General features: G+C 54.4%; 11 protein-coding genes and 2 pseudogenes. 6 read left to right on the forward strand and 7 right to left on the reverse strand.

The annotated features are described in order from the left end of the window. Positions 1 to 94 precede the first annotated feature (94 nt). From GT355_RS18745 to GT355_RS15425, 5 genes and pseudogenes are all read left to right on the forward strand, one after another. A pseudogene (locus GT355_RS18745) lies at positions 95 to 211 on the forward strand (hypothetical protein); the annotation flags it as partial. A gap of 176 nt (positions 212 to 387) precedes the next feature. Next, a complete protein-coding gene (locus GT355_RS15410; RefSeq protein WP_160135448.1) occupies positions 388 to 1,521 on the forward strand; it encodes an acyl-CoA dehydrogenase family protein in 1,134 nt (377 codons plus the stop codon). A gap of 5 nt (positions 1,522 to 1,526) precedes the next feature. Continuing rightward, positions 1,527 to 1,898: a tautomerase family protein gene (locus GT355_RS15415; protein ID WP_160135484.1), complete on the forward strand. Its 372-nt coding sequence runs from the start codon at positions 1,527 to 1,529 to the stop codon at positions 1,896 to 1,898. A gap of 18 nt (positions 1,899 to 1,916) precedes the next feature. Then, positions 1,917 to 2,633 (forward strand): helix-turn-helix domain-containing protein, encoded by a 717-nt coding sequence (locus tag GT355_RS15420; protein WP_160135449.1) that lies wholly within the window; start codon positions 1,917 to 1,919, stop codon positions 2,631 to 2,633. Positions 2,634 to 3,929: 1,296 nt separating this feature from the next. Then, positions 3,930 to 4,277, forward strand: coding sequence for a hypothetical protein (locus GT355_RS15425; protein WP_160135450.1), 348 nt, complete (start codon positions 3,930 to 3,932; stop codon positions 4,275 to 4,277). A gap of 44 nt (positions 4,278 to 4,321) precedes the next feature. Here the strand turns inward: GT355_RS15425 and GT355_RS15430 are convergent. Both GT355_RS15430 and melA read right to left on the reverse strand, forming a co-directional pair. Further along, positions 4,322 to 5,299 (reverse strand): annotated as a pseudogene (locus GT355_RS15430) (aldo/keto reductase). A 294-nt stretch (positions 5,300 to 5,593) separates the two neighbouring features. Continuing rightward, entirely contained in the window at positions 5,594 to 6,901 is a 1,308-nt protein-coding gene (gene melA / locus GT355_RS15435) for an alpha-galactosidase (RefSeq protein ID WP_160135451.1), read from the reverse strand. A gap of 138 nt (positions 6,902 to 7,039) precedes the next feature. Between melA and GT355_RS15440 the strand changes: the two genes are divergently transcribed. After that, positions 7,040 to 7,714, forward strand: a complete 675-nt coding sequence (locus GT355_RS15440) for a hypothetical protein (RefSeq protein ID WP_160135452.1) — start codon at positions 7,040 to 7,042, stop codon at positions 7,712 to 7,714. A 22-nt stretch (positions 7,715 to 7,736) separates the two neighbouring features. Here the strand turns inward: GT355_RS15440 and GT355_RS15445 are convergent, their stop codons facing one another. The 5 genes from GT355_RS15445 to GT355_RS15465 form a co-directional block, all read right to left on the reverse strand. Next, positions 7,737 to 8,597, reverse strand: coding sequence for a carbohydrate ABC transporter permease (locus tag GT355_RS15445; protein ID WP_160135453.1), 861 nt, complete (start codon positions 8,595 to 8,597; stop codon positions 7,737 to 7,739). After that, a complete protein-coding gene (locus tag GT355_RS15450; RefSeq protein WP_338036192.1) occupies positions 8,597 to 9,565 on the reverse strand; it encodes a carbohydrate ABC transporter permease in 969 nt (322 codons plus the stop codon). Before GT355_RS15450 ends, GT355_RS15445 begins: the two co-directional genes overlap by 1 nt. A 20-nt stretch (positions 9,566 to 9,585) precedes the next feature. After that, entirely contained in the window at positions 9,586 to 10,746 is a 1,161-nt protein-coding gene (locus GT355_RS15455) for an ABC transporter ATP-binding protein (RefSeq protein WP_160135455.1), read from the reverse strand. Continuing rightward, positions 10,746 to 11,969 carry an extracellular solute-binding protein gene (locus GT355_RS15460; RefSeq protein WP_160135456.1) on the reverse strand — a complete coding sequence of 408 codons (1,224 nt, stop codon included), beginning with the start codon at positions 11,967 to 11,969 and terminating at the stop codon, positions 10,746 to 10,748. The genes GT355_RS15455 and GT355_RS15460 overlap by 1 nt, the downstream gene beginning before the upstream one ends. 243 nt (positions 11,970 to 12,212) lie before the next feature. Then, positions 12,213 to 13,265: a TrmB family transcriptional regulator gene (locus GT355_RS15465; protein ID WP_160135457.1), complete on the reverse strand. Its 1,053-nt coding sequence runs from the start codon at positions 13,263 to 13,265 to the stop codon at positions 12,213 to 12,215. Between the last annotated feature and the right edge of the window lie 18 nt (positions 13,266 to 13,283).

The raw sequence follows: 13,283 nt of genomic DNA on the forward strand, positions 1-13,283 counted from the left end.
AAGATGAAACCAGCGGGCATTCCGTGCTCAATGCGTCCGTGAATTTTACTCGTCCTTTGCTCTCTAACCCCGAGTACACTTATCTCGCAGTTGCAATGAGGAAGAACATCGCCGAAAGACATTCGTTCGTCAATCAGTGGAGGATGATTACATTGAAACACACCCAAACGAGGAGAGGGCGGCTCAGCAGAACAAGCTCATCGACTCTTAGATCAGACGCTAACAAAGTAATTCCTCGCTACCTAGTCAAAGACCGAGATACGTTGCAAAGACACGCTTAGTTGGTCGCGCCGTGTCTACTCCCGAGGTGTAGGATGTTCATGCGTCACATGAAAACCTGCTATAGCAGGTTCCGGGTTTACTCCCGTTCTGCCATTCCCATAGGATATGCAGTTCGAACTGACGAAGAGCCAGCAAGCACTTCGAAACGATGTCCGGGAGTTTGTCGAGCGCGAAATCAAACCTCAAGCGATCGAACTCGACCGACAGGAAACATATCCCACTGAGATCTTAGACGAACTCGGTGAGCGCCGTCTCACCGGGATCACTCTCCCGGAAGAATATGGCGGTCGTGGAGAGGGGCTCCTCGAACTCGCCTTGATGACTGAAGAGCTCTCGGCGGGGCTCATGTCCGTCGCGAGTAGCATCGGGCTTCACATCGGCGTTGCAACTGTCGTCGAGCGATTCGGAACCGACGAACAATGCGAGATGTTTCTACCGGAGATGGCGAGCTTCGATACCGTGGGGGCGCTCGGCTTCAGCGAAGCCAATGCCGGGAGCAACAAACTTGAAATGGAAACCACTGCGGAACGAAGCGGTGACGAGTGGATTCTCAACGGCCACAAACAGTGGGTGACGAACTTCCTCGACGCCGATTATGTGCTCACATACGCGAAGACTGGGTCTGAGGAGGACGCACCACACAATATCAGTGCGTTTCTCGTTCCAACCACTGAATTCGAAGTCGAAGAAGTCTGGGAGACGCTTGGTGCGAACAGTGTCAAATCGCCGCGTGTCACGCTCACTGATGTCCGTGTTCCTGACGATCAGCTCATCGGCGATGAAGGCGAGGGCTACGTGCAGCGTCAAGAGACCCACACCGGTGTCAATGTCCCTGCTCGCGGTGTCGGCATCGCTCGTGCCGCGCTGGAGGACACTGTTTCGTACACTAGCGACCGCGAACAGTACGGGCAGCATATCAGCGATTTCCAAGGCGTGAGGTGGGAGATCGGCGAGATGGCCGAACGTGTCGATACAGCTCGACTCCTCACACTTCGGGCCGCTGACCGCGCCGACCGAGGCTATGATGTAACTCGAGAGTTTGCCATGGCGAAAATCAATGCCACCCAAGCAGCGGTCGATAACGCGAACAAAGCGGTTCAACTCCACGGGGGTCTTGGATACACGACTAACCAGCACGTCGAACGCTATCTCCGGGATGCAAAGCTCCTGACCATCGCAGGCGGCCCCAACGAAGGGCACAAAGATACGCTCGCGAATGCGGTCTTCGAGGAGGCGTGAGTTTCATGCCGTTAGTGAGGATCTCAGTCCTTCAGAATAAGTCCGATGCCTATCGCGAAGCGGTCGCAGATAGTGTCAACGAGGCAGTTATTGACACGCTCGATTTCCCTCCGAACGACCGCTATCAACTCGTGCAGGGAATCGCTTCACGGGACTTCGAGCTACAGGAGAGAGAGGGTGATCGGGCCGTACTCGAGTTGACGATGCGTGCTGGCCAAGCCCAAGAGGACAAAGAAGCATTTTACGCGCGTGCAGCAGAACTACTGAAACAAGATCCGGGCATCCCGTCGGAGAATCTAATGATAGTCATTACTGAGAACGGCGAAGAGGACTGGTCGTTTCGAGATGGGATTGCTCAGTTCATCGCCAGCCGCTGAGCGAGGGTCGTACTATCAATGACGAGTTCCGACCGATTCGACGATGGACTCTTCGTATCGATCGACCTGTGGTATCCCGATTGCTGGGAGATAGCGGTCACGGAGCGAATTGACGTCGGGTTGCTCGGGTACGGCATCTACATGACGGGTGAGGAAGTTGCCACGCTCTTCTCGATGTATGCGAACGACCAAGCAACGATTGCAGACGGTGTCGAGGCTGTTGCGGAGTCTAAGCACGTTCACTCGGTCTCAGAGATTGCATCGGGGTTTCGGCGAACGACTGTTCCGAAACCGGGGAACGCAATACGAGAGTTGCTCGTCATTCACGATGGAAACAAACAGATCAGCCAACCACTGACGTCCAAGGGATTCGTCTGTACCGGTCCGATCGACATTCGAGATGGACGCGAGTACTGGAAGCTTGTTACTAACCACAGTCGAAACGAGGTTCGAGAGCAGTTCGAAATTCTCCGTGAAGAGATGAACGCGGAGATCAACATTCGGAGCATGACGCAAGCGAGTGGTCAAAATGCGGTGACGACACTGCCGATAGATCGGCTGACGAAACGACAATTAGAGGTGTTTCAACTAGCTCGCGAGAACGGTTACTATGGATACCCGAAAGAAACGTCGGCTGGCGAGTTAGCCGCTGAATTGTCTATCACTACATCGACGTTGCACGAACACTTGCACAAAATTGAGGCGATTCTTCTCGGTGACACAAAAATCGGGTGAGGCAAAGTAATCAAGCTGTATCACCACCCCATCCTATAGCCTGACGCCAAACAACGACCTCCTGTCAGTAACATAGTGGTAGCTGACAGGAGGTGGCCGAACTTCTAAATCTGCAGTTCATGGATTCTTTCTGCTGAGCATGGACAAAGTGTCTCATTCTTAGAATGCGACTGTCGCTATCGATGTTGGAATCGAACGAGGTGTTCCAACGGAAATGTCAAAATGGTACCCCTTTCTGAAGCTGGTGGTTGAGAGCATCTTTGATCAATCCCTTAATCGACACTCCTCCTCACCTCAATTTAGTTCTCAACTGGGGAGGACCACACATCATAGTCTAGAAACTAACCGACATCTGCAAACATCTCCAGTGCTATGCCCGAACATCGTGACTGTCTACCACCGCTGTCTCTTCTGTCAACAAACTTTGAGATCGGCACTAAGGGCTACAAACCCCTAAAAAAGCATATCAGACGCGAGCATGCCGAAGAAAAGCAGAGAATTCCTCTTGCATAATGCACCCATGCTCTACATTCACGTCGAACAACGTGAGGATCACTAAACTATTTGGGAAGTTGAATAACGCTCCGAATTCTACTGCTTGATATCGGATCCATGCAAATCAGCCGGAATCAACTCCGAAAACGAGATTCTCTTCCCCTTAGTCTACATACTCTTTCGGTAACTTCTATCGATTCAGCCTGCTCACTCAGTGCTTAGGTCGTACTTGGCGATTTCGGCCGACCCGCACGCTGGACACGGTTCATCCAGTGCCTCAACCATCGTACCGCAGTGGCGACACTCAAACACGGGCTGATCGCTTGACTGATTCAGGAGTTCGGTCACTGTCTTGAGCATAGGAAGGGTGAAAGAGCGTGTGACGCGCTCTGAGTTCAGGACCAGTGTCAACACTGGCCTTTATCGAATCGTATCCGGTTAGACTCGTATAGTCGTTTCCAAACCAGTCTAAACGAGAACTCAATCACGATGCTCGCGGGATCGGTGCCCAACTGAACAGCACTCAGTCGTCGGCCGGGGTGATGTGGACATCGTCGTCGACATAGTAGATATATTCTCGCTGGAAGAGCACCTCCAGTGCGTATTTTGCGTCCCCCTCTGTGAAATCCTCGTCCTCCAGGAGGGTGGCTGTAGCCTCATCCTTCGTGTAATCCGCCCTCGAACCCCACCTTCGTCGCCACCATCCTCGTCGTTAGATTTGGTCTCGTCTTCAACCGCTGCAGCAAGGATATCGTCGACAATGGCGAGCGCATCGAGCATCCGAGCCATGAGGTCGAGATAGTGGTCGGTCTGTGCGACCAACACGATTGTGTCGATGGCGTTGCCACGAAGCCACGCCCGGACCTACTCGTCGCTCCAGAGGCCCTCCTCGAAGAGGGCCTGGCGGCCCTCGATATCGCTGCGAAGTGCCTGGGCGAGCCAGGTGGCGTGGTCGAGATAGAGACCAATATTTCAATACTCATAGAGATGCTTATGTCGATTACTCTACTGTCCAAAAGGTACTCCTTTCAGACATCACAGTTCTCTGATTACAGAACGATAACGGCCTATGCAAGGTCAGCGCGAGATTCTATCCCATATTTAACAAAATACTTGATATCAAAAGTTAAACCTATGCCTGTCAATTGACAGTTGTCAGAAATCTCAAATTCCTGCTAGGACAATTTGACTCGTTACTCGTGTCCTGCAACCGGGAGCGGTTCGTAGGGTTCTTCCAAGTATTCGAGATCCGAATCGGACAGATCGATTTCTAAGGCTTCGACGGCATCCTCCAAATGCTCAACACTGGTTATCCCAACGATAGGCGCATCGACAGCATCCTGATGAAGCATCCACGCTAACGAAACCTGCGCTATCGTGATCCCTTTTTCTTTAGCGATTTCATTGACGTGATCGTTAACACCCGGGCCACCGCCCATACGGTACTCCTCATGCCAGTCAGTCAGTCAGTCCCTCACCACGGGTGGTCGTTGTCATCTCCTCGTGTGGCCGGGTGAGATACCCCTGAACGAGTGGACTCCAGGGAATTACACCGATTCGCTCTCGCTCACAGAACGGCAGCATTTCGCGTTCCTCCTCGCGATAGACCAAGTTGTAGTGGTCTTGCATCGTCGCGAATCGTTCGAGATTTAATCGATCACTCGTATGCAGCGCCTCAGCGAACTGATGGGCCCACATCGAAGACGCCCCGAGATATCGAATCTGGTTGCGCCGCACTGCGTCGTCAAGCGCGCGCAGCGTCTGTTCGATCGGCGTGTCGTAGTCCCAGCGGTGGATCTGGTAGAGGTCAATCGTTTCCATTCCAAGCCGATCCAAGGAATTCGCCAGTTCCTGCTCAATAGTCTTGCGTGACAAGCCGGTGGCATTTGGATGGGACTCTTCCTCTGGAGGGAAGAAGACCTTCGTCGCAACGACTTGCTAGTCACGATTGTAGTCCGCAAGCACGTCCTCAAAGATCTCTTCCGATTCGCCGTGTGAATAGGTGTTTGCGGTATCGAAGAATTTGATCTCAAGGTCGAGCATTTGTTCAATTATTCTCTGCTTTTGTCCACATCAAGTGTCCAGTCACTCTATCCTGTCCCAAAGCTCATACAGCCAAGGCAGATACGACTGACCTCCATCCCGGTTGGGCCGAGCGTTGTGTATTCCATGATCGCAACCACTGAGAGAAACGGTACTGCTTCACTTGGCTCTGATGCTATACAGAAAGCAATACTAAACCACTCCAATGAATTGAACGTAGCAGTAAGGAGGTAATAGTCAAATTGAGATGCTGTCGGTCAGAAGTACGTGAACAACCGCCATCAAAAACTCTTAGACGGCCATGCATGAATTCGGTTCCCGTTGACGAACTCGCTCTGACTCATACGGTTTACCCGCGAGCGCGTCTACTCTGACCGACATCGCTTGTCGAGGATTTGATCCCAGCAGGTAAACGTCATCTATCAGTGTAGGTCCGGCAGGTACGCCTCGTTGGCCGCAAGCAAGTCCTCGGTCATGCTATCGATCTCATCCAGTGAAAGGCAAGCGGCGGTCAGTGGGTCGTGTTTGACAGCTTGTTTGATCATCTCCCGGTCGTTCTTGAGCACGCCATCGATAACAAGGCGATGTACCGTAGTGTGCTGTTGACAGAACCCTTCGACTTGCGGTGGAAGCGCTCCGACCGAACACGGTCTGAGACCCGTCCCATCGACGAGCGTCGGGACTTCCACACAGGCCTCGATCGGGAGGCTCATAATAGATTCATGCTCGTTCGAGACGTTCAGGTTGAGTCGCCTCGGTGTATCGGTTTCGATGGAATGGATGAGTCGGGCGGCGTACTCCTCCGAGCGTTCAGCGCCAACGCTCGCAAGGTCGACGTCGATGTCGGGGTCATCCCGTTCGTCTGAGCGTTCCGTCCATCCATCGAGGTACGTCCCGGTCGCCATTCGTTCGGCGTAGTCAGTCCCTTCCATGGCATCGATTGTCTCTTGATCCGTCCGGAAGTAGGGGACGTATTCCGACATGTGATGGGAGGATTCGGTCGGGAAGTAGCCGAAATGTTTCATCATCTCGAAGCGAACCGTGTCGCGTTCGTAGACCTCGGTATCGGTCATTGCCTCGCGGAGCGCCGGGTAGACTGATTCCCCGTCGTGAGTGGCTTCGAGAAACCATGCGACGTGATTGATACCGGCGACCCAGTAGCGTAACTCCTCCTCCGGAACGTCGATATAGGAGGCGATTGCTTCAGCAGTGTGAGGAACACTGTGACACAGCCCGACAGTTTCGATATCGGCTGCCTCAAAGAGTGTTCCACAAAGGATCGACATCGGGTTGGTGTAGTTCATGAACAGCGCGTCTGGACAGTAGGCTTCAATGTCAGCAGCGATATCAAGGAGGGGTTCGACGGTCCGGAGTCCACGGAAGATTCCACCAGGTCCGATCGTATCACCAATGGCCTGTGGAACACCATACGACCGTGGTATTTCGATCTCGTTCTCGAACGGTTCGGTTCCGCCTACGTTGATCATGTTGAGGACGTAAGACGCGCCTTCGAGGGCTTCAGCACGGTCGGTCGTTGATTCAATCTTCGCATCGAGGCCCTCGTTATCGACAATCGCCTCTGCGACCTTTGTCGTCTGCTCGAGACGGTGTTTGTCGATATCCATCAGCGAGATCGTGCTCCCGGCCAGCTCATCAAACGAAAGGATGTCGCCGATGAGATTCGTCGAGAACACCATGCTCCCAGCTCCGATGAACGTGATCTTCGTCATTCTTCAAAGCGTCATCCCGAACTGGTATAACTATTTTGCATTATCAACCGAAGCTAGCGATTAGTGTGATGAGCGGGTCGTATCAGGCCGCCGTGCCGACCACGTCATTTATCAGCTATCTCATTAATCCACCACGTGATGGCTGATAGCCAACCCAGTCTCGGCACCGTATTCCGAGCCGTTGGTCGGGTCTGCTATACCGACGCACTCACGCTGGCTTGGTCAAGTGCATTGTGTATCATCGGGTCGGTGCCGTTGGTTACCACTGGTGCATCGGTGCTCGCCCTCACCGAAATGTGGCTGACCGTCATCGACACCGAGACGGACGGCCGGACCCTCACCGAACGTCGTCGACTAAAACTGTTCATCGAAACCTGGCAAGCGAATATACGTTCCGGTATCCCCTATGGGACCGTTCTCGTCGTCGTTCTTGGTGGAAGCTACACCTATCTTGTGCTCAGTTCGATCAGTGGGTCAGGACTCTACCTCGTCTGGACGCTTCTCAGCCTCTATCTTGTCGTCATCGTCATCGGCTGGGAATTTCGAGCCGCAAGTATCCGGATGCGCTCTCCCGATTCGGATCGTCCAGGATTCCGTGAGGCGATGGAACGAGGAGCGTATAGCCTCATCGAACGGCCCGGTTACACTGTTCTCCAATTCGTAGGGTTTGGGGGGGTCTTACTCCTCGCCAGCCTGTTTCCACCGGCTTTTGTTGCGCTCGGTCCGGGGGTGATCGCAGTGTCGGAATCAGTCGGATTTGAAGAACTGTTCGGTAATGGTGCAGAGCGAATTCGAGCGGCGTACGCCCGGTGACTGGGACAGAAAATTGTGCCGCTTAGCCTTTCATCCCCGAAAGCGTCATTCCCTCGATGAAGTAGCGCTGCGCGGAGAGGAAGACGATGATGATGGGTACGACGATTACCGCTGCGGCCGCCATGACGAGTCCCCATTCGGTGAAGTACTCGTTTCGCACCGAGAACAACGCCACAGGGAGAGTGTACATCGAACTATCGCTCGCGATGATGAGGGGCCACTCGAAGTTATTCCAAGTCGTGATGAACGTGTAGATGCCGAGCGTCGCGAGTGCCGGTTTTGCGAGCGGCAAATAGACTTTGTAGAACGTCTGGAACTGGTTGCAGCCGTCGATCTGAGCAGCCTCACCAAGCGCCGAAGGCATGCTCTTGAAGTGCTGACGTAGTAGGAAGATACCGATCGGCTGGGCGATGAGCGGTGCAATGATCCCCTGATAGGTGTTTACCCAACCGAGCTCCGAGAGCAGAACGTAGACGGGAATGAGCGTTACCATCCCAGGGATCATCATCGTTGAGACGAACAGCAAGAAGAGTTTGTCTCGACCGGCGAAGTCAAGCCTCGCCAGCGCGTAGCCGGCCAAGCTATCGAACACGAGATTGAACGCTGTCACCGACCCAGCGAAGATAATAGTGTTCGCGAACCACCGCCCGACTGGCTGAGTTTCAAAAAGCGTCTGGAAGTTGCCAAGCGTCAAGTCACTTGGAGCCAATGCGACCGATGTCGTCGCTGGTGCCGCACTTATTGAGGTCGCAATCGTCCACCAGAAGGGAAGCGACCAGAGGATCGCTCCGCCGACCACGACTGCGTAGAGGAGAGTCGTCTTCGTCCAATACGTCGGTCCTGACCGGTCGTAACCAGGGTAATCGTAGTTCGAACGGGCCATCAGTATTCGACCTCCTCTTGTTGGCGGTAGCGATACTGATAGTAGCTAAAGATGAACAGAATACAGAAGAGAATGAACGCCATCGCCGCACCCTCGCCGTAGTCAGCGTAGACAAACGCCGTATTGTAGATATGAACCACAGCGGTAGTGGTCGAGTAGTATGGCCCACCCTCCGCGAAGACGAGCGCGATACCGAAGATCTGGAAGGTGCCGATAATCGAGAGCACGATCACGAAGAAGTTCGTGTTTCTGAGGTTCGGCCACGTTACCTCCCGAATCCGATCCCAGCCGCTCGCGCCGTCAATCCGCGCGGCTTCGTACAACTCCTCGGGAATGTTCTGTAAGCCGGCGAGATAGAATATCATGTTGAATCCGATACCACCCCAGATGCCGATGATCGTCAGTGCCCACAGCGCAGTATTCGGGTCGCTCGCCCAGCCGTGCGCAAGACCCAGTGGACGAAGGATCTCGTTGACGACACCGTTCGACGCGAGCAACCAACGCCAGATGACACCGCTCGCCGCCGAGGTCAGCATGACGGGCATGAAGTACGCTGCCCGGAGCGCTTTCTTACCCCGGATACGCGAGTCGAGCGCGAGCGCAAGGAAGAACGCACCGATGATCTGAGCCGGGACGACGACGATCACGTAGATGAACGTGTTTCGGAGCGCGAACCACCAGAGGTTGTAGGATGGACTCCGCAACGAGGCCCAATTGTTTTCCCAAGGCCACGGGGTGAGTATACTCACGACCGAAAATAGTCGTCCACGCCCACTCACCCCTCCCGAGGAAGATGTTCCAATCGAGAAACGCGAGGTAGAACGCAAACAACACCGGGCCAAGCAGGAAGATCGAAAACACGATGATGTTCGGAAGAACGAACAGATAGCCCGCAAGGTCGCTGTCCCCCGACGAATCGATTGTCGGTAACGCGTCTTGGATTGAACCAAGCGTCCCCCCGAATCCACTCTGATTCGTGCTCCCGTCCTCAGTCGCCATGGTGTTCACCACCATCAGCGAGGAGACCCGGCGGGCGTTGTTCGGTCCGTTCGCGGTTGAACAGTGCCGCGCCGGTCTTACCATCGAAGGCGTGGACCCGCTTTTCCGGGAAGCGGACGCGAACTGTGTCTCCACCCGAAACGATCTGGTCACCCGATACCGAGGCGGTCATCTCGACATCGTCTTTCTGGAGATGAAGTAGGTTGTCGCTTCCCATCGGTTCGACGACGTTCACGCGCAACTCAACCGTTCGTTCGTCCGGCGTATCAGTGAGTACCACGTCCTCTGGACGGATACCAAGAGTGATGCTATCGCCGGTGATCGCGTCCTCTGTCGCGGCGCGCTGTTCGTCACTCAATGGATACGCGAACGCACCAGTATCAATCCCCTCGCTAGTCAAGAGGCCCTCAATTTGGTTCATCGACGGCGATCCAATGAACCCGGCGACGAAGGCGTTCGACGGTTCGTAATAGCACTCCAGTGGGGTGCCGATCTGCTGGAGCGTCCCGCCATCAAGGACGGCAATACGGTCACCCATCGTCATTGCTTCGGTCTGGTCGTGTGTAACGTACACCGTTGCCGTCCCCAGTTGCTGATGGAGTTCTTGGAGCTCCGTCCGCATCTGCGTGCGGAGCTTCGCATCGAGATTCGAGAGTGGTTCATCCATCAAGAATAGCGCTGGGTCGCGAACGATCGCCCGCCCCAATGCGACGCGTTGTTGTTGGCCACCCGAGAGCGCCGCAGGTTTTCGATCAAGAAGGTCGGAGATCGAAAGCATCGAAGCGGTCTGCTCAACTCGTTCGTCTATCTTGGAATCTGAGAGGTCCGACGTCATCCGAAGACCGAACGCCATGTTGCCGTGAACCGTTCGCTGTGGATAAAGCGCGTAATTCTGGAAGACCATCGCGATGTCACGGTTCTTCGGTTTCACGTCATTGACAACGCGCTGGTCGATTGCGACCTCGCCGTCGGAAATGGTTTCGAGACCGGCGATGAGACGAAGCGTCGTCGACTTGCCGCACCCAGATGGACCAACGAGGACGATGAACTCCCCATCTTCGATCTCGATTGAGACATCATCAACGGCGACAACTGCGTCGCCGCCGTCGCCGAAGCGCTTGGTTACGTTCGTTAGTGTTGCGTTTGCCATTATGAGAGGATGTTGTTGTTGATTAGCCGTTCGGCCGATTTCATCGCGCTGTCCGCGGAGTTGTCTCCACTGACCGCCCCCTCAACCTCCGAGAGAACGGTATCGATGATGCGTCCGGTGTTGAGACCGAACTGGAGCGGGTATCCGCCCTCGGTCAAGTTCGCAATATTCCCGAGCAGCGGTTGTTTGTTGTAGAAGTTGCGCTCCAACAGTGATTGCCGGGAAGGGAGTGCAGTCCCAGTCTTTGCCCATGCCCACATGCCCTGCTGGTTCGTCAACGCCTTCACGAGACCAGCGGCTCCTTTTTTGTCGGTTGGCGTCGCGGATGGGGCCCACGCCGTTGTCAACAGCAATGTGGCTCGCTCGCCACCGGGCGGTTTCGGCATTCGCTTCACCATTTGGAGTGACTTCGTTGTTTCGGGGTATTCCTCTTGAAGTGCCGAAACGAACCACGCACCACCCATCGCCGCTGTAGTGTGGTTTTCGCCCAGTGCTGGAGCGCCCCAGTCGACAGGAATCTCGGCACTGTACATCCCCGCGAGGCCATCATCGTAGAGGTCCATGAGGAACTGGAGGGCCTCAATGGCCTCTGTAGAACCGATCACACATTCTGTTCCATCTTCGTTGAGAACGGCGCCGCCGTTCTGCCAGACAAGAGGGAGGAACGTCTCGCGTGGTTCGCTGTTGAATGCCAGTGGGTACTCAATCTCCGTCTTCCGTTTGACATCCTCAAGTGCTGTCCGAAAGTCGTCCCATGTATCGAAAGTTGTCTTCGTGCCCGCTTTCTGGAGATGGGCCTCGTTGTAGTAGATCCCAACTGGTGTATAGTCCTTCGGAATACCGTATGTTTTCCCCTGGTGCTGAAAGGCTGAAATTAGGTTGTCAATGAGGCCGTCTACATTGTACGCCGCGTTCTGGATATACGGAGTCATATCCAGTAGTGCCTCATTCTCCATGTACTGGGGCGCTTCCTCAGCACTGAGGTAGAATACATCCGGTTCAGTGCCACCGGCGTACTCCGTTTTCAATTGCTGGTCGAAACCGCTTGGGATATTTTGATAGACGACGTTGACTTCCGGATGAGCCTGATCGTACTCACTGAGGATCCGAGTAACGATCTCATCCTCGGTCCCTGTTGCCCAGCTCGACGCAGAGATGGTGGGGGTGGTTGATGCCGATTGGCTCAGTACATTCGTTGAACAGCCAGTGAGGGCCGTTGCCATCCCAATACCACCTGTCGCAACGAACTTTCGCCGAGTGAGCGAGTGATTCTGATTCATGGGCCTAGTGCCACGTTCTCCCCGATAGCTGTCCGTGCCAGCCAGCGAGGGACCGGTCGGCGGGAAGGGTACACCGAGTTCTGTCTTTCATCACGGTCTGTTCCGTTTTAACATGTTACACAATAAATCTTCTGGAAGAATGGCCTCTTCAAGATTTGAATATTCAGAGCAGGTGGATGGGATTATTTACTCCAGTGGACGAAGTGTCACCGAGTCGGCCTCGTAATCTTCGGCGAAAGATCCGGGGCCACCGATGGTCAGCGAGCCAGCATCGCTTTCGACGACGAAAACCTGTTCGAGAGCGAACTCATTGTTGAAGGGCTCAACCAGAGCTTGTCGAAGGTCGATTATCAGCCCGGATATCGTATCGTCAGTCGTCGTTTCGATGGTTGCATGGAGATTTTGCCCAGCGTGGTAATGGAGTGTCGCGTAAAGTAATGCTCGCCTGAACCATCCGAACGTTCGTGGAAGCTCCTCCGGGTCGACGACGAATACCTCGGTGCTCGCGGGCCAGTAGCCACTGAGATAGAGGCCAGCGACCGATCCCGCCAAATGTCGCTGTGAGAGAGATACGTACTCTTCTGTCGTATTTGTATCCGACAGGAGAGCCGGGTCGCCGATCATCGCAGTCTCGTTGTCGACGACAGAGACGACGGTAAGGTCTTGTTTCCAGCGGCGAACAGCAGTGGCGACACTGTCAAACGACTCCGGAGTTTCGTCCAGTTCGTTCGGTCCGCTGAGGATGAGCAAAATGAAGATGCCGCGCTCGCTTGCTATTTTGAGGGTTGGTTCCAGCTCCGGATAGAGGAAGGCCGGGATAGAGAGGAGAACTTCGTTGCTTGCGGTTTCAACCGCCTCATGGAGTTGTTTGAGAACCGTCTCACGACTCTTGATCATTTGGATGTCTGTTGTCTGAGGCGCTGTCTCAACGAATCGCTCCTCAAGTTCGGGTCGTATCGAATCGAGCTGGCTCGTCAAGCCTGAAATTGCTTCGTCAGGGGAAACAGCACGCACTGTTGTCGGAGATGCGTGGTCGTTGACGTGGACTAGTCCACGGTCGGCAAGTCTTTCGACAATGTCGTAGACTGCACGTTGGGTGATTCCGGCGTCCTCGGCAAGTGGTCGGGTTGTCGACTCACCACGGGATAGCAACGCGAGGTACGTCCGTATCGATGCTTCCGAGAGCCCAATACTGCTCAACACAGCAACGATCGAGTCATCGGTATCAGCGGAATTCATCGTATTGGCCTACTTCGA

This window comes from Halococcus salsus (assembly GCF_009900715.1).
Lineage (GTDB): Archaea > Halobacteriota > Halobacteria > Halobacteriales > Halococcaceae > Halococcus > Halococcus salsus.